Genomic DNA, 16531 nt, shown 5'->3' on the forward strand with positions numbered 1-16531 from the left:
GCAGCTAGAGCTGCACCGCCTCGGGTGCGTCGGCGCACAGTCCCTCACCCGCGAGCAACGTGAGGTAGCTCGGATGGTCGGGGTCGAGGACCAGGCGCTGCCTGCGGCCGCGTGCCTTGATCAGGTCGGGCACCACCGTGAGGTAGCGGGGCAGGCTCGCCGCGTAGACGTCGACGCGTAGGCGGTGCCCCGGCTGCAGGACCGCGTCGGTCGGGACCAGGTCGACGTCGATGCGGACCGGCTCGTCGGCGGGCACCGGCAGCTTGCGCTTGTGCGACAGGTAGTGGTGCGCCGAGAGCAGGCTGCCGTCGGCCGCGTAGGTCGACTTGCTGCGGTCCAGTGCGCGATTCGACGCGGAGAGGGCGCCGTTGGTGAGCACCGTCGACGTGCCGTCGGGCGCAACGTCGTTCACGGTCACCGCCCAGATCGCCTCGTGGGCGGTGGTTGCGACGTTGAGTCGCAGGTTCATCGCGCCGCTGATCGGGGTGGCCTCGAGAACCGGGCCGGTGGTGAACGACAACGCGCCCCGCTCCTGGAAGCGTGCGTCCTTGGCGTAATCGGCGCCGAGGACCATCGTGGCGCCGGCGGTCACCTGGGTCATGTCGCGCGATCGGAGACCGCGGATGTCGGGGCGGATGTGCAACGACGAGACACCCTGTGCGGGAGTCGAACCCAGCGAGCCGTCGTGTACCGCATGGTCGGCGGTCGACGAGGCATCGGCCGTCAGGTACAACCGCTTCGGCTCGACGCCCGGGCGGGGGAAGTTCTGTCCGGCGGTCCACGCACCTCCCTGCTGCAGCATCGTGACCGGCCCGTAGTGCTCGACGCCGTTGCGGTGCCCCTTGAGCCAGCGGTCGAACCAGGCGCGTTCGAGGACGTCCAGACGCGGTGGCGCGAACTTGCCGCCGTATCCCGAACCGACGTCGAGGTGATAGCCGTCGCCGACGATCATCTGCTTGCGGCCCGGTTCCATGTTCAGCCGCTCGTAGACGCCGGTTGCACTGCGGCCGAACAGGTCATGCCAGGCGCCGACGGTGAACGTGGGTGCCTCGATGCGGTCGACGATCGGGTCGCGTTCGTCGAAATACGGGTCGTCGAAGATGCGCGGGTCGCGGGCGGTGAGGAAACCCCAGAGCAGCGAGGGGATCTCGGTGGCCGGCGACTTCACCCGGTCGATGGCCCACCTCAACGCGTGACCGCTGGTGATGTCCCGAATGATGTTGGCGGGGTTGGGCACCCACTTGAGCATGTTCACCGCCGACAGCCACACCGGGATGAACGCCGAAGGCATGCCGCCGGTGATGTAGATGTCGCGGACGATGTCGTCGCAACCCTCCACTGCGAAGACGGCTTTCAGCTGCGGCGGGCGCTTGTCCGCGGCCTGTAGCGAGTTGATCGCCGAATACGACCAGCCGGCCAGGCCGACGGTGCCGTCGCACCAGTCCTGCTCGCTGACCCAGTCGATGATCTCGACGGAGTCCTCCTGCTCGCGCGGGCCGAGGATCTGCCACTTGCCGTGGCTCGCACCGGTGCCGCGGACGTCGACGACGACCTGTACGTAGCCGCTGCGCACCAGGTTGCGGTTGATGCCGAAGACGTCGAAGACGCCCCCCGACAGCGTCTGGGTGAGGGTGGTGAGGCCCTCGAGTGCGGTACCGGCCGCATCGATCGACGCCGACGCGGTGTGCAACGCCTTGCCGAGGACGGGAGCGTGCAGCGCCTGGTCGACGAAGTCGATGGCGGCCCGGTTGTACGGGTTGATGTTGATGATCGCGGGGTACGGGGTGAGGACCGTCTGGCCGAACCGGTTGGCCGGACGGATCACGGTGGCACGCAGGACGACCCCGTCGCTCATGGTGATCGAGACGTCGCGGTCGATGACGACGCGCGGGTACAGCTGCTTGCCGTCGACCTGTTCACGCCAGCGGATGCCGTCGGCTCCTCCGGTGGGGTCGCCGAGGGGGAGGGTACCGAAATGGGGTGCTTCCGTGGGACGTCGCGAAGGCGAAGGGGCCGGCCGCGCACGGCGTTCCGCGGGATCCAACTGATACGTCATGGTGCACCACCCTGCCTGGGGTGAGAGGTGTCGCACCGCGAGTGCTGCTGGTCGAGATGGCCGGGTGGACACCGACACCCCTTCGTGTCGGTCGTGGGCGCCGGACCCGCTCCGCTGGCGGCGGATGTCAGTGTGTTCCAGGTCACCTCACGCGTTCGCTGAAGAATAGCTCAGCGCCGGTATCGGATGGCTAACCAGGTGGCCTCGGTTTGGCCATCGGAGGTCTACGGCCGGTCACATTCCGGTAGCGACAGGTCGATCGCGGCCGCCGCCTCGAGGACCATCCACGCCGACAGCTGCACCGACAGATCGCGTTCGGGGACCTCCGAGGGCATCACCGCACCCGCCACGAACTGGGCTTTCTTGCCGGCGGCCGTAGGGATGACGGCCCTGCTGCGCCAGTCGCTGCCGAACACGACGCGGCCGCGGACCTCGGTGCGGTTCGCCCACGCCGCATCGGCACTCGAGGCCACGATTCGGGCTGCCCGGGCACGCAATTCATCCGATCCGTCGACATCCGGGAGGTCGGTGGCGATGAGCCCGAGATAACGGGCGAGCACCCCGTGGAACAGGCCGCCGTCGCCACCGCCGCCGCCCTTGATCACCCCGTCGGTGCAGGAGTGCTTCTCGACGGCACCGAGGAGGCGGGCCAGACGGTCCAGATGGCGCTGTCCGCCGGTCGCGCGGAAGGCCTCGAGTTCGGCGCCGAGGACGACGCCCTGACAGTAGGTATAGGTGCCGGTCTCGGCCTTCAGCGAACCGTCGGGCTGCTTCTTCAGGCCGTCGATGACGAGGTGCGTCTTCGGGTCGATGAGGTTGGCGTCCATCCAGTCACACATCGCGACCGCGCGTTCGACGTGACCGGTACGGGCGACCAGGATGGCCGCGGGGCCGTTCGCCGGGGCGTTGAAGAACTGGTCGGTGGTGCGCCAGGGGATACCGCCCCCGTCCTCGGGAACCCAGGCGTCGAGCATGCGCCGGGTCAGGACCTCCAGGCCGCGTCGATGGTCGAGGTCGAGGTGACGGTCGGCGCGTTCGATCGCCAGTCCCAGCCACGCCATGTCGTCGTAGTAGTTGTTCGTCCACCGTCCGAGGTTGCGCACCTTGATCCCGCGCAACACCCGGTTGGCGTCGTCGGCGACATCGGGGTCGAAGGAGCGGTCTCCGTGTGCGGAACCTTCGGGTCTGTGGATCGCGGCGTCGACGAGGAGGTCGACGAGATGTGCGTGCCACCAGTAGTGCCAGGATCCGAGATGCGCCGCGACGAACCCGATCGGCCAGGCGACCGCCGCCGTCCGCGTCGCCGGCAGCCAGAAGGCGCGCTGCAGATGCCGCGCCGCGACGGCGTCCATGGCGGCCTGCGCGCGCTCGTTGGCGTCGTGCGCGTCGGTCGATTTGGTTTGTTCCCCCACAAGGACGTAGCCTAGTCGTCGGTGTGATGCACAACCGTGCGTCGTATCGGTTCAACCAGAGACCGTTGGTCGTCGGGAACTCCCGAACGAAGGCGCGACGAAGTCGCCGGCCCACGCAGGATGAACGAGGAATGTGGTCCCACACATCAGTGTGCGTCTTCACGCCCCGTGCCTGCGTGCCGGGGCGTTTGTCATTTCCGCCCTCGATCGCCTCCACGGCCCGTCGCTCAGTTGAACCCGACCAACTCAAGTGACGAGGAGAGGAGGCGAAGTATGGCCAAGTCCGAAAAGGTCGCCGCTGTTGCGGAGATCGCAGAGCAGTTCAAGGGCTCCTCGGCGGCAGTGGTCACGGAATACCGTGGACTCACCGTCACCCAGATCTCCCAGCTGCGACGTTCCCTCGGCGAGGGTGCAACCTACTCCGTCGCCAAGAACACCCTGGTGAAGCGTGCCGCAGCTGATGCGGGCGTGGAAGGGCTCGACGAGCTGTTCACCGGTCCGACCGCCATCGCCTTCATCGAAGGTGAGCCGGTTGTGGCCGCGAAGGCGATCAAGACGTTCGCCAAGGACAACAAGGCTCTGGTCATCAAGGGCGGGTACATGGACGGCCGCGCGCTGTCCGTTGCCGAGATCGAGCAGATCGCCGACCTTGAGACCCGTGAGGTCTTGCTGGCCAAGCTCGCCGGCGCCATGAAGGGCAACTTGGCTAAGGCAGCCGGTCTGTTCAACCAGCCGGCATCGCAGGTCGCGCGTCTCGCAGCGGCCCTGCAGGAGAAGAAGAACGAAGCCGGCGAATAACTCGCCGCACCAAGCCAATCCCCGGACCGTACGGGGATGCACACCAACCCCGTACGGGGACTTACAGGAAGGACGCCACCATGGCGAAGCTCACCGCTGACGAGCTCATCGAGCAGTTCAAGGAACTGACCCTGCTGGAGCTCAGCGATTTCGTGAAGAAGTTCGAAGAGGTCTTCGAGGTCACCGCGGCCGCTCCGGTCGCCGTTGCCGCTGCCGGTGCCCCGGCTGCTGCCGGTGGCGAGGCCGCTGCCGAGCAGGACGAGTTCGACGTCATCCTCGAGGGTGCCGGCGACAAGAAGATCCAGGTCATCAAGGTCGTCCGCGAGGTCGTCTCGGGTCTGGGCCTGAAGGAAGCCAAGGACCTCGTCGAGGGTGCTCCGAAGGCTCTCCTGGAGAAGGTCGACAAGGACGCCGCCGAGGCTGCCAAGGCCAAGCTCGAAGAGGCCGGCGCCAAGGTTTCCGTCAAGTAAGACTCTCTTACTCGACTTCACGAGCCCGGGACAGCATTGCTGTCCCGGGCTTGTTGCTGTTTGGGCACTCGACTCTCGTGGCGGCCTGACTTCCAGACCTCATTTCGACGTTGCGACCTCGATCGAAGTCGCAGCGTCGAAATGAAGTCTGAGAGTGGCTCGCTCAGGCGGCCGCGAGCCCCAACTTCACGAGCCAGGGTCTCAGGAGGCCGACCAGCTCTCCTCGTTCGAGCTCGGCCCACGTCCAGCGGACCACCATGATCCCCATGGCTCGCAGGGCGTCCTCGCGCCGCTTCTCGCGTAGCAGTGCCTCTCGTGGGGTCTCTCCGGGGCGCATTCCGTACTTCTGGAGTCCGTCGAACTCGCCGACGAGCCGACCGTCCCAGTCGAAGTCCGCCCGCGCCTCGCCCTGTGATGTCCGGAACCTGTGCTGCAGGCGTGGGACGGGGAGTCCGGCTGCGATCATCTGGGCGCGGCTCCACGATTCACCTACGCTCTCCGACGACGAGTCGGCGAACGACAGGGCGCGTCGTGCGATTCTGGTCCCGGGCCGCCGTGATCGTGCGTCGAGGATGGCTGTCATGGCCGATGGATCGGCCTTCATCGCCAGCGCTCGGTCGAAGGCCACGAGTGCTTGCGCGAAGTCGCCGTTCGTCGCGACGTCGACCGCAGTGCGCTCGAGTGTCGTCACCTCGATCCCGTCGACGATCTTGATCTCGGCGGATGTCAGCGGACCGTTGTGCACATGTCGGTGGCCGCGCACGAAACCGCCCGCGTTCGACTTCTTGGTGAGATGGACAGCTTCGCGGTCGGGGTGGAGGAGTTCCAGGCCGAGGATGGCTGCGGCCGAATCATGACTCAGCGTCGTCGTGCCGCGATCGCGCGCCGAGGTCGCCACCGCGATGGACCGCAGGCGATGGGCCGCGGTGGGATCGGCAGTGTCGGGGGTGGCTTCCACGTAGACCCCTGGCGCCAGTCGGATCAAGTCGCCCCCGTCCACCGCCGCTGCGACGGTGTCGTCGGTGATGCCGACCCGCAGCGTCGATTCGCGCCGTATGAGTCCGTGTCGATCGGTCGGGAACCAAGTCATGAGGATTGGACGCACGAGGCGCCTTCTCGGTTCAATTTCCATCGCCGAAACGGACACTTCCCGAGTGACCTGGGACTCTGCGTCCGGCATCACATCCGGCGCTGATGTCCGACTTCCCTCACTTCGTTCCATCGGCTAATGTCATCGACGCAGCGAGAGTTACCGGCTGGTAGCTTTCGCGGGCGCAAGCTGAGTGACTCCGGTCGCATGGTTGGTGGTCCCTGGTCGGTTACAGTGACCCCAACCACAAATGCCACCGGTGGGTGTGCGGTCACACCGTGGCCGCCTTCGGGGGCAGCGATCGTCTGGAGGAAGTTGTGGGTGTAGAGGTCAGTGTCGAGGGGCTCACCAAGTCGTTCGGTTCTCAGAACATTTGGCGTGATGTCACTCTGACCCTCCCGGAGGGGGAAGTCTCCGCGCTGCTCGGTCCGTCGGGTACCGGTAAGTCGGTGTTCCTGAAGACCTTGATCGGTCTGCTGCATCCCGAGCAGGGTTCGGTGATCATCGACGGCACCGACATCACGCAGTGTTCGGCCAAGGAACTCTATGAGATCCGCAAGCTGTTCGGTGTGCTGTTCCAGGACGGTGCGCTGTTCGGTTCGATGAGCCTGTTCGACAACATCGCGTTCCCGCTTCGTGAGCACACGAAGAAGAAGGAGAACGAGGTCCGCGACATCGTGATGGAGAAGATCGACCTGGTCGGTTTGACCGGTGCCGAGGACAAGCTCCCCGGTGAGATCTCCGGTGGTATGCGCAAGCGTGCCGGTCTGGCCCGCGCGCTGGTGCTGGATCCGCAGATCATCCTGTGCGACGAGCCGGACTCGGGTCTGGATCCGGTGCGTACCGCCTACATCTCGCAGCTGTTGATCGACATCAATGCGCAGATCGACGCGACGATCCTGATCGTGACGCACAACATCAACATCGCCCGGACGATCCCGGACAACATCGGCATGCTCTTCCGCAAGGAGCTGGTGATGTTCGGTCCGCGCGAGCAGTTGCTCACCTCGGAGCAGCCGGTGGTCAAGCAGTTCCTCTCCGGTGATCGTTTCGGTCCGATCGGCATGTCCGAGGAGAAGGACGAGGCCGTCCAGAAGCAGGAAGAGGCCATGCAGGCCGCGGGTATCTCCGGTGGTGGTACCAAGGAGGACTTCACCGAGATCATCCCGCAGGTGCAGCCCAATCCCGGTATGCCCGAACGTAAGGCGATCGCCCGTCACCGTGAGCGCGTCCACGCGATGCTGCCCGACCTGCCGGAGAACGCGCAGGAAGCGATCCGCCGCAGCCAGGAGCAGGAAGACCAGATCCGCGAGGAGAGCCGCGCGCACGCCGAGGACATGGCGGGCGGCGGCGGCGGACGCCACGGCGGAGACAACGAGTGGACCAGCGCTCCCGCCGGGAACGTGGCCGTCGCCGACGCCAAGACCGACGTCATCGACTACGGCGGCAGCGATGCGCCCACCGAACAGTGGCAGACGCCCGGTGGCGGCGACGCACTGACCAAGCCCAGTCATCGTGCTGCTGACGGGAACGAAGGGCGGACCATCCAGGGATGACCAATGCCACCACGCGTGGCGTCGACCGAATCGCGCAGGCCGGAACAGGTGCTCTCGCCCAGACCGGCAATATCGTTCAGCTCTTCGTCGATGTTGCACGCCAGACCTTTGTGCGCCCGTTTCAGTGGCGGGAGTTCATCCAGCAGGCGTGGTTCATCGCCAGTGTGACGATCCTGCCGACCGCCCTGATCGCGATTCCGTTCGGCGCAATCGTCTCCTTGCAGACGGGTTCGCTGATCAAACAGCTCGGCGCCGAGTCGTACACCGGCGCGGCCAGCGTGTTGGTCGTCATCCAGCAGGGGTCGCCACTGGTGACCTCGCTCCTCATCGCGGGTGCGGCCGGATCGGCGGTTGCCGCCGACCTCGGGTCGCGCACCATCCGTGAGGAGATCGACGCCATGGAGGTGCTGGGCATCAACCCGATCCAGCGCCTCGTGGTCCCGCGTGTGCTGGCCATGGTCCTGGTCGCGATGCTGCTCAACGGCCTCGTCGCCGTCATCGGCATCGGTGGTGGTTACTTCTTCAACGTGGTCGTGCAGGGCGGCACCCCGGGCGCCTACCTGGCGTCGTTCGGTGCTCTCGCCCAGCTGCCCGACCTCTACGTGTCGACGCTGAAGGCGGCCATCTTCGGTGTGCTGGCCGGCGTCGTCGCCTCCTACAAGGGGCTCAACCCCAAGGGCGGACCGAAGGGTGTGGGTGACGCCGTCAACCAGAGCGTCGTCATCACCTTCCTCCTGCTGTTCCTCGCCAACCTGATCATCACTGCGGTCTACCTGCAGATCGTCCCACCGAAGGGGAGCTAGTCGTGACCGATGGTGGCGGCGGCGTGACGATCGCCAAGAGCAGGCCTGAGTACTACATGTACGAGGCCCGCAAACAGCTGGGCAAACCACTCAAGGTGCTCGACGGTGCCGGCGAGCAGATGTCGTTCTACGGCCGCACGCTGGCGTGGATACCGAAGACGCTGGTGCATTACACCCGTGAGGTCCTGCGCCTGCTCGCCGAAGTCGCCTTCGGCTCGGGCGGACTCGCGGTCATCGGCGGCACCATCGGCGTGATGGTGCTGATGTCGGGCTTCACCGGCGTCGTCGTCGGCTTGCAGGGTTACGCGGCACTCGACCAGATCGGGTCGCAGGCCCTGACCGGCTTCCTCTCGGCCTACGTGAACACCCGTGAGGTGGCGCCCCTCGTGGCAGGCCTCGCCCTGTCCGCGACCGTCGGCTGTGGCTTCACCGCCCAGCTCGGCGCCATGCGTATCTCCGAGGAGATCGACGCCCTGGAGACGATGGCCGTGCCGTCGATCCCGTTCCTGGTGTCGACCCGCGTGATCGCCGGCTTCATCGCCGTCATCCCGCTGTACGTGCTGGGTCTGTTGTCGGCGTATCTCGCCTCGAGAGTGGTGACGACCGTCTTCAACGGGCAGTCCGGCGGCTCCTACGACCATTACTTCAACCTGTTCCTGCCGCCGGCCGACGTGCTCTGGTCGTTCGGCAAGGTGCTGGTCTTCGCCTTCGTCATCATCCTGGTGCACTGCTACTACGGCTACTACGCATCCGGGGGTCCCGCAGGTGTGGGCGTGGCCGTCGGTCACGCGGTCCGAGCGGCGCTGGTCCTCATCGCCGTCCTCGACTTCTTCCTGGGACTCGCGATCTGGGGCACCACCACGACCGTGCGAGTGGGGGGTTAGCAGATGGCGGTCCTGCGCCGACGACTGCTCGGCTTGGTCTTCTTCATCGTGGTCGCACTGTTCCTCACCGCGACCATCACCAAGTTCAACAAGACGTTCCAAGACTTCACCGACGTCACCCTGCTGACCGACTCCACCGGCAACGCGCTTCCCGCGAACGCCGACGTGAAGGCGCGCGGCATGGTCGTCGGCGAGGTCCGCGAGGTCAAGCCGGCGCCCGACGGTTCGGTGGAGGTCATCCTCGGCCTCGATCCGACCAAGGCCTCGGAGCTGTCCGACAAGACCACCGCGCGCATCCTGCCGAAGACGCTCTTCGGTGAGCGGTACGTGGCGTTGCAGGTTCCCGAGGACAACAACGGTCCGACGCTGAAGAACGGCGCAACCATCGAGACCGACAAGAGCGGCAATGCTCTCGAGGTCCAGCAGTTGTTCGACGACCTGCTGCCGGTGCTCGAGGCGATCCCGCCGCAGGATCTCAACGCCACGCTCACCTCGCTGTCGAAGGCGCTGTCGGGTCGCGGCGAGCAGATCGGCACCACGCTCGAGGAGCTCGACCAGATCTTCGGCGAGGTCAACAAGAACCTGCCCGACCTCGAGGGCACCCTCGAGGGCCTGGCCACCTTCTCGCAGACCTACTCGCAGGCGCTGCCCGACGTCGTCGACGCGCTGGACTCGTTCCGCACCACGTCGAACACCATCGTCGGACGGCAGGGCGATCTGCGGACCCTGATCGCCACGCTCGGTGTGGCCTCCGATGACCTCACCGGTTGGCTCCGCCAGAACCGAACCGACCTGATCGACCTCGCCGTCGATTCCGAACAACTGCTCGTCGGGCTGGCCAAGCAGTCTCCGACGTTCGTGTGCACGTTCCGCAATTTCGCCGGTCTGATCCCCGAGTCTCGAGTCATCGTGGGCGAGGGCACCAAGAACCCGGGCGTGCGCGTGAACCTGCAGTTCGTCAATCCCCGTGGCCGATACCTACCGAACCAGGACGAACCCCGCTTCATGGACCTCGATCCACCCGCCGTGTGCTACGAGCCCGCCAAAAACGGTCGCCCGTTCCCGCAGTACCCGGGTGGCGGCCTCGCCGACGGCAGCTACCAGCCGCCGTCACGCAACGCAGGCCCGCGCACCGTCAAGACGCTCCCGCAGCCGCAGTTCAGCGGCATCCCCGCGGGATCGGTCGAGCCCAACCCGTTCGATGACCCGGACTACCGCAAGCAGCTCCAGGTCATCTACGGCGCGACCACCGGTGAGACGCCGGAGTCGGTGCCGACCTGGGTCACGATGCTCGCCGGCGGCGCCCTCCAGGGAGCGAAGGTCGACATCAAATGAGGTCGATCATCGCGCCCCTCGTCAAGCTGATCGTCTTCGCGGTCGTCACCGTGGTCACCACCAGCCTGCTCGCGCTGACCATCGCGAACGCCGGTGGTGACGGTGACGCGAAGTTCAAGGCCGTCTTCACCGACGCCACGCTGCTCAATGCGGGCGACGACGTCCGCATCGCGGGCGTCCGGGTGGGACAGGTGGAGAAGGTCGAGGTCTACGACCGCAACCGGGCCATGGTCTCGTTCAACGTCGACCGTGACCGGCTGCCGGACGGCACCCAGCTCTACATCCGCTACCGCAACCTCACCGGTCTCCGGTACCTCGGTCTGGAGCGGGGGGCGGGCGACCCGACGAAGACCGTGGCGCAGGGCCACACGTTCGGGCTGGAGCCGGGCCGCACCGACACGCATCCGCCGGTGAACCTCACCGAACTGTTCAACGGGTTCCGTCCGCTGTTCCAGCAGCTGTCGGCCGAAGACGTCAACAAGCTGACAGAGCAGATCATCGCGATCTTCGACGGTCAGGGCGGCTCGATCACGCGCCTGGTCAGCGACACCGCGGACCTGACGAATGCGATCGCCGACAAGGACAAGGTCATCGGTGACCTGATCGGCAACCTCACCAAGGTGCTCGACACGGTCAACCGCAACGACGCGCAGTTCACCAGCCTCCTCGACAACACCGAGAAGCTGGTGACCGGCCTTGCCGCACAGCGCGGTTCGGTGGGCTCGGCAATCTCGTCGGTGTCCAACCTGACCTCGGTGACCGCGAACATCCTCGGTGCGACGCGACCCTCCATCCAGGGCGACATCGCCGGTCTGAAGTCGCTCGCCGATCAGATCAACAAGCGCGACAAGGACATCGAGCAGACGCTGACCAACCTGCCGATCAAGCTGCAGAAGATCGGCCGGGCCGCGACCTTCGGTTCCTGGTTCCAGTTCTATCTGTGCGGCATCGACATCGTCGCCGGCAACGGCAAGTCGACGGTGCTGACACAACCGCTGGTGCCGTTGCCCGACATCAATCACGTGCTCTACACCAGCGCCGCGACGCGCTGCTGGACCGACGAGAAGCCAGGGGGGTGACCACGATGGCAGACCAGAACGACAACCAGGACGACGCAGCCCGGGCGGATGCGCCGAAGAAGCACCCCCATCGCCGGTTCGGTGGTCGACGCAGTCCGGTGAGCATCGGTGCCATCGGCATCCTGATCCTGATGATGCTGGGACTCAGCGCGTTCTACCTGACCGACGTCCCGTTGCTCGGTGCCGGAGCCCGCTACACCGCGAAGTTCTCCGAGGCCGCCGGGCTCAAGCCCGGTAACGAGGTGCGCGTCGCCGGTGTGAAGGTCGGTGAGGTCGACGCGGTGAAGCTCAACGGCGACAAGGTCGACGTGACCTTCAAGGTGGAGAACACCTGGATCGGCGACCAGACGCAGGCGTCGATCCAGATCAAGACGATCCTGGGTCAGAAGTTCCTGTCGCTGAACCCGCGCGGCAGCGAGCCCGCCGATCCCGACGTCCCGCTGACCGACACGGTCGCCCCGTACGACGTCATCGAGGCGTTCTCGGCCGCCGCGAATCAGATCGAGGACTTCGACAACGACCAGCTGGCCGAGTCGATGCGCGTGCTCTCCGACGCCTTCTCGGGCACCGCGGGCACCACCGGTCCGGCGCTCGACGGGCTGGCGCGTCTGTCCAACACGATCGCCAGCCGCGACCAGGAGGTGCAGAAGCTCCTCGCCGCCACCAAGGACACGTCGAAGCTGCTGGCCGACCGCAACGAGGAGTTCGTGCGCCTCATCGGCGGTGCGGGACAGCTCCTCGACGAGCTCAACAACCGGCAGCAGGCCATCTCCGCGCTGCTCGCGAGCACGACGAGCCTCGGCGACTCGCTCACCGGCATCGTGCGCGACAACGAGGAGCAGATCGGGCCGGCGCTCGACGCGCTGAAGGGCGTCAATGAACTGCTGCAGCGTCAGAACCAGAACATCCGGGACTCGATCAAGTACATGGCGCCGTTCTACCGGCTCTACGCCAACGCGCTCGGCAACGGCCGCTGGCTCGAGTCGACCGTGGTGAACCTCCTGCCGCCGGCCCTGCCGCAACAGAACACCACACGTCCGCCGAACAAGAAGACGCTGGAACAGAACAACGGCGGAACGGAGGCAGGCTGATGACCGCGCCAGACCTCACACAGACCTCCGGTCCCGGCCGGTGGTTCACACCGCGCCACATCGTGGCGCTCGTCCTCGGGCTGATCATCGCGCTGGTTGTCGCCGGCGCGCTGTGGTGGGTGTTCTCTTCGATGGGGACCACCAAGATCACCGCGACATTCAAGCGTTCCGTCGGCATCTACGAGGGTTCCGACGTGCGCATCCTCGGCGTCGCCGTGGGCAAGGTCGACTCGGTGACTCCACAGGGCGACACCGTGAAGGTGACGATGACCGTCGACCGCGGCATCACGCTGCCCGAGGACGTCCGTGCCGTGCAGGTGATCCCGTCCGTGGTTGCCGACCGCTACATCCAGCTGACCCCCGCCTACTCCGGCGGACCGAAGGCCTCCCGCGACATCACCCTCGATGTGAACCAGACGATGGTTCCGGTGGAGGTCGACGAGTTGTATCGCAGCGTCAAGGAACTGTCGGACGCGCTCGGTCCCGACGGCGCCAACAAGACCGACGGCACCGGCCGCCAGGGCGCGGTGAGCGAACTCGTCGCGACCAGTGCCGCGAACCTCGAGGGCAACGGCGAGAAGCTCGGCGAGGCCATCGAGAACCTGTCGAAGGCCACCACGACCCTCAGCGATTCGCGGGGCAACCTCTTCGACACCGTCAAGAACCTCAACACCTTCGTCGGCGCGCTGCGCGAGAACGATGCCCAGGTGCGGCAGTTCAACACGCAGATGGCGTCGTTCAACAAGTTCCTCGCCGGCGAACGCGACCAGCTCGCGTCGGCCCTGAACAAGCTGTCGTTCGCCCTCGGCGACGTGGCGGAGTTCCTCGACGACAACCGCGAGCAGATCGGCGAGACCGTCAAGGACCTGCAGCCGACGACGCAGGCGCTGCTCGACGAGAAGAACAACCTCAAAGAGGTCCTCACCGTCCTGCCGATCACCATCAGCAATCTGATCAACGCCTACGACGCGGAGTCGGGAACCCTGTCGATGCGCCTGACGATCCCGGATCTGCAGGACCTGATCGGTGCGCAGTGCCGCCTGCTCGACCTCGGTCAGTTGCTCCCGGGCAACCCGCAGGCCACGCAGTTCAGCAACACGCTGCGTCCGCTGATCAGCCAGTGTGAGGCGCTCGGCAAGCAGATCACCGACGGTGTGCTCGAGCCGCTGCTGCCCGTGCTGCCCTTCGGCATCATGAGCAACAACAAGCTGCAGAAGGCGCCCGTGCCCGGCACGGTTCCCGGTAACCCGGATCCCGAGATCGGAACCCCGTCGTCGCGGACTCCCGCGCCGCCGGCGGCACGCGCACCCGCATCGTCGTCGACCACCAAGTCGACCACCCCACGTCCTCGGGGAGGCAACTGATGAACCGACGCTCCATGCGGATGACGCTGGCCGGTGCGGTCCTGTCGCTGACCGTGCTGGTGTCGGGTTGTATGTCCAACGGCATCCAGTCGCTGCCGCTACCCGGCGGCGTCGACACCGGCGACAACGCACGCACCTACAAGATCCAGTTCGACGACGTGCTCGACCTGGTGCCCCAGTCGATGGTCAAGCGGGACGGCATCCCCGTCGGCCGCGTGACCGCGGTCGAGGTGCCTGATGACCAGTGGTTCGCCCAGGTCACGGTCGAGGTCAAGAACGAGGTCGACCTGTCCGACAAGGCCGAGGCGAGCGTTCAGCAGACCTCGCTGCTCGGCGAGAAGTTCGTGTCCCTGTCCGAGCCGGACGGCAGCGCCGACGCGCCGCGGCAGAACCCGGCCCAGCCGATCCCCACGTCGCGAACCCGTACCGCGACCGACATCGAGCAGGTTCTCGGAGCGCTGGCGCTGCTGCTGACCGGCGGCGGCATCAACCAGATCCAGCCGATCGTCACCGAGCTGAACAAGACGCTCGACGGCCGGGCCGGCAAGGTCCGCGACCTCATCGACCAGACCGAGAAGCTCATCGCCGGCCTCAACCGCCAGCGTGACGACATCATCGGCGCGATCGACGGCCTCGCCGACCTGTCCGAACGGACCGCGGCGCAGACCGATCAGATCGACCGCATCCTCAAGCAGCTGCCCGAGGGCATCGAGGTGCTGGAGGAGCAGCGTCCGCAGTTCGTCGACCTGCTGACCAAGCTCGACCAGCTCGGTCAGGTCGGCACCGACGTGCTCGGCAAGTCGCGCAAGGCGCTGATCAACGACCTCAAGGCACTGCGTCCCGTGCTCACCCAGCTCGCCGCTGCTGCGCCCGATGCGATCACCGCCGCACCGCTGGTCCTGACCCATCCGTTCCCGGACTGGCTGCTGCCCGGTGTCAAGGGCGACTCGACCAACCTGTTCATGACGTTGGACCTCCGGCTCCTCAACCAGCTCGAGGCGCTCGGCGTGGGGCAGGGGACACCGAAGTACTCGCCCCCGGCCCGGGTGAAGGTGCCTGTCGATCCGCGGAACCCGTACTACAACGGCAACGGACCGCGCTACGGCTGGCCGACGATCACCCTGTTGCCGCCCGGCCCTAACTGGCGTCCCGGACCGAACACCCCGCCGTCCGGCGGTCGCTACCCGGCGGCATCGTTCTCCCGGTCCGCCGACGGCGCCGGCCCGATGCCCACACCCGCCAAACCCGGACAGGGCGTTCTCGACGGCCCGCTCGCGGCGATGGGTCTGGCGCCGAAGTCGCAGACCCCTGAGGCACCGACAGGAGCAGGACGATGATCAGCAAGCTCGTCAAGATCCAGCTGATCGTGTTCGTCGTCGTCGGCCTGGTGGCGCTGGTCTATGTGGGCGCGAAGTACGCGCGACTCGACAAGCTGGCCGGCGTCGGCATGTACTCGGTCACCGCGCAGCTGCCCGACTCCGGCGGCATCTTCACCAACGCCGAGGTCACCTACCAGGGTGTGCCGGTGGGGCGCGTCGGCGGACTCACGCTGACCAAGTCCGGCGTCGACGTGAAGCTCGACATCGACAAGGGCGGCCCGGACATCCCGGCGTCGGCGACCGCCGTCGTCGCCTCGCGATCGGCGATCGGTGAGCAGTACGTCGACCTGCAGCCGACGACCTCGTCGGGTCCGTACCTCAAGGCGGGCGACGTCATCACCAAGTACCAGCTGCCCGAGCCGCTCGAGGACGTCGTGAAGTCGGCCATCGACTTCACCTCGTCGATCCCGGTCGACGACCTGCACACGGTCATCACCGAACTCGGCAAGGCGTTCAACGGTCAGAGTGAGAACCTCACCCGCCTGGTCGATTCGCTCGGCAAGCTGTCGCGCGCGGGCGTCGACAACCTGCCCGAGGTCGTCTCGCTCATCCAGGATTCCAATGTCGTGCTCGCCACGCAGGCAGACCAGTCGGATGCGATCCTCACGTGGTCGCGGAACCTCGACCTGGTCACCGCGACCCTCGCGAGCTCCGACCCCGACCTCCGACGTCTGCTCACCACCGGCACGCTGTCGGCCACGCAGATCTCCGAGCTGATCCAGAAGAACGGCAACGACATCTCCAAGGTGGTGAAGGATCTCGCCGAGGTGTCCCGCACCATCGAGCCGGCGACCTACAACATCTCGACGACCTTCGCGATGCTCTCCGCTCTGTCGGCGGGCAGCCACTCACCGGCACCCGGCGACGGCCAGATCCACTTCGGCGTCGTCCTCGAGACCAACAACCCGGCGGCCTGTACGCGGGGCTATGGCGGCACCGACGCGATCATGGCGGAGATGCGGCGCAAGAACCCGAACTTCGACAAGCACTACGACGACTTCCCGTTCAACACGGAGGCCAAGTGCACTGTGCCGCTGGGCAACCCGACGGGTGTGCGCAGTGCGGAGCGTGCGAAGTACGCCAACCCGGCGTACCCGCAGCCGTGGGATTCCACGCCGAAGAAGGACCCCGACAAGCTGAACCTCAACCCGCTGGCCCAGCAGCTCGCAGCGCTGCTCGGCGTGCGGCCCAAGTAGACGACGCAGGCCTTCCAG

At 66.5% G+C, this 16531-nt stretch carries 14 protein-coding genes; 11 read left to right on the forward strand and 3 right to left on the reverse strand.

What is annotated here, in order from left to right; translation table 11 throughout:
* Positions 1–4 precede the first annotated feature (4 nt).
* Positions 5–2056 carry a CocE/NonD family hydrolase gene (locus PWF70_RS05115; protein WP_006358231.1) on the reverse strand — a complete coding sequence of 684 codons (2052 nt, stop codon included), beginning with the start codon at positions 2054–2056 and terminating at the stop codon, positions 5–7.
* Between the two features lie 224 nt (positions 2057–2280).
* Positions 2281–3468 (reverse strand): glycoside hydrolase family 76 protein, encoded by a 1188-nt coding sequence (locus PWF70_RS05120; RefSeq protein ID WP_006358232.1) that lies wholly within the window; start codon positions 3466–3468, stop codon positions 2281–2283.
* A 273-nt stretch (positions 3469–3741) separates the two neighbouring features.
* On the opposite strand from PWF70_RS05120, the gene rplJ reads away from it, so the two are divergent.
* Both rplJ and rplL read left to right on the forward strand, forming a co-directional pair.
* Positions 3742–4266 carry a 50S ribosomal protein L10 gene (gene rplJ, locus PWF70_RS05125; RefSeq protein WP_006358233.1) on the forward strand — a complete coding sequence of 175 codons (525 nt, stop codon included), beginning with the start codon at positions 3742–3744 and terminating at the stop codon, positions 4264–4266.
* Between the two features lie 80 nt (positions 4267–4346).
* On the forward strand, positions 4347–4736 hold the full coding sequence (rplL, locus tag PWF70_RS05130) for a 50S ribosomal protein L7/L12 (protein ID WP_006358234.1): 390 nt from the start codon (positions 4347–4349) through the stop codon (positions 4734–4736).
* Positions 4737–4899: 163 nt separating this feature from the next.
* Here rplL and PWF70_RS05135 read toward each other — a convergent pair whose 3' ends face one another.
* The gene (locus PWF70_RS05135) at positions 4900–5826 is read right to left on the reverse strand and encodes a type IV toxin-antitoxin system AbiEi family antitoxin (RefSeq protein WP_035753266.1); all 927 of its coding nucleotides are present in this window, start codon (positions 5824–5826) and stop codon (positions 4900–4902) included.
* Positions 5827–6143: 317 nt separating this feature from the next.
* Between PWF70_RS05135 and PWF70_RS05140 the strand changes: the two genes are divergently transcribed.
* The 9 genes from PWF70_RS05140 to PWF70_RS05180 are packed head-to-tail and all read left to right on the forward strand — an operon-like array spanning position 6144 to position 16513.
* The gene (locus tag PWF70_RS05140) at positions 6144–7382 is read left to right on the forward strand and encodes an ABC transporter ATP-binding protein (protein ID WP_035753406.1); all 1239 of its coding nucleotides are present in this window, start codon (positions 6144–6146) and stop codon (positions 7380–7382) included.
* Positions 7379–8185, forward strand: a complete 807-nt coding sequence (locus PWF70_RS05145) for an MlaE family ABC transporter permease (RefSeq protein WP_006358237.1) — start codon at positions 7379–7381, stop codon at positions 8183–8185. The genes PWF70_RS05140 and PWF70_RS05145 overlap by 4 nt, the downstream gene beginning before the upstream one ends.
* 2 nt (positions 8186–8187) lie before the next feature.
* Positions 8188–9069 carry an MlaE family ABC transporter permease gene (locus PWF70_RS05150; protein ID WP_279939069.1) on the forward strand — a complete coding sequence of 294 codons (882 nt, stop codon included), beginning with the start codon at positions 8188–8190 and terminating at the stop codon, positions 9067–9069.
* Positions 9070–9072: 3 nt separating this feature from the next.
* Complete coding sequence (locus PWF70_RS05155) at positions 9073–10404, forward strand: MCE family protein (protein WP_006358239.1); 1332 nt, start codon at positions 9073–9075, stop codon at positions 10402–10404.
* Positions 10401–11483 carry an MCE family protein gene (locus PWF70_RS05160; protein WP_006358240.1) on the forward strand — a complete coding sequence of 361 codons (1083 nt, stop codon included), beginning with the start codon at positions 10401–10403 and terminating at the stop codon, positions 11481–11483. Before PWF70_RS05155 ends, PWF70_RS05160 begins: the two co-directional genes overlap by 4 nt.
* Positions 11484–11488: 5 nt before the next feature.
* Entirely contained in the window at positions 11489–12574 is a 1086-nt protein-coding gene (locus PWF70_RS05165; protein ID WP_006358241.1) for an MCE family protein, read from the forward strand.
* Positions 12574–13938, forward strand: coding sequence for an MCE family protein (locus tag PWF70_RS05170; RefSeq protein ID WP_286352870.1), 1365 nt, complete (start codon positions 12574–12576; stop codon positions 13936–13938). The genes PWF70_RS05165 and PWF70_RS05170 overlap by 1 nt, the downstream gene beginning before the upstream one ends.
* Positions 13938–15275: an MCE family protein gene (locus tag PWF70_RS05175; RefSeq protein ID WP_286352871.1), complete on the forward strand. Its 1338-nt coding sequence runs from the start codon at positions 13938–13940 to the stop codon at positions 15273–15275. The genes PWF70_RS05170 and PWF70_RS05175 overlap by 1 nt, the downstream gene beginning before the upstream one ends.
* Positions 15272–16513 carry an MCE family protein gene (locus tag PWF70_RS05180; RefSeq protein WP_075862953.1) on the forward strand — a complete coding sequence of 414 codons (1242 nt, stop codon included), beginning with the start codon at positions 15272–15274 and terminating at the stop codon, positions 16511–16513. The genes PWF70_RS05175 and PWF70_RS05180 overlap by 4 nt, the downstream gene beginning before the upstream one ends.
* The last annotated feature ends 18 nt before the right edge of the window (positions 16514–16531 follow it).

Origin of the sequence: Gordonia sp. Swx-4 (assembly GCF_030316175.1) — a bacterium.
Lineage (GTDB): Bacteria > Actinomycetota > Actinomycetes > Mycobacteriales > Mycobacteriaceae > Gordonia > Gordonia alkanivorans.

Excerpts from the sequence above, each read along its gene's own strand:
- PWF70_RS05160 (WP_006358240.1), top strand. The coding sequence starts at position 10,401 with ATGAGGTCGATCATCGCGCCCCTCGTCAAGCTGATCGTCTTCGCGGTC.
- rplL (WP_006358234.1), top strand. The coding sequence starts at position 4,347 with ATGGCGAAGCTCACCGCTGACGAGCTCATCGAGCAGTTCAAGGAACTG.
- rplJ (WP_006358233.1), top strand. The coding sequence starts at position 3,742 with ATGGCCAAGTCCGAAAAGGTCGCCGCTGTTGCGGAGATCGCAGAGCAG.
- PWF70_RS05180 (WP_075862953.1), top strand. The coding sequence starts at position 15,272 with ATGATCAGCAAGCTCGTCAAGATCCAGCTGATCGTGTTCGTCGTCGTC.
- PWF70_RS05170 (WP_286352870.1), top strand. The coding sequence starts at position 12,574 with ATGACCGCGCCAGACCTCACACAGACCTCCGGTCCCGGCCGGTGGTTC.
- PWF70_RS05175 (WP_286352871.1), top strand. The coding sequence starts at position 13,938 with ATGAACCGACGCTCCATGCGGATGACGCTGGCCGGTGCGGTCCTGTCG.
- PWF70_RS05155 (WP_006358239.1), top strand. The coding sequence starts at position 9,073 with ATGGCGGTCCTGCGCCGACGACTGCTCGGCTTGGTCTTCTTCATCGTG.
- PWF70_RS05165 (WP_006358241.1), top strand. The coding sequence starts at position 11,489 with ATGGCAGACCAGAACGACAACCAGGACGACGCAGCCCGGGCGGATGCG.
- PWF70_RS05145 (WP_006358237.1), top strand. The coding sequence starts at position 7,379 with ATGACCAATGCCACCACGCGTGGCGTCGACCGAATCGCGCAGGCCGGA.
- PWF70_RS05115 (WP_006358231.1), bottom strand. The coding sequence starts at position 2,056 with ATGACGTATCAGTTGGATCCCGCGGAACGCCGTGCGCGGCCGGCCCCT.
- PWF70_RS05135 (WP_035753266.1), bottom strand. The coding sequence starts at position 5,826 with ATGACTTGGTTCCCGACCGATCGACACGGACTCATACGGCGCGAATCG.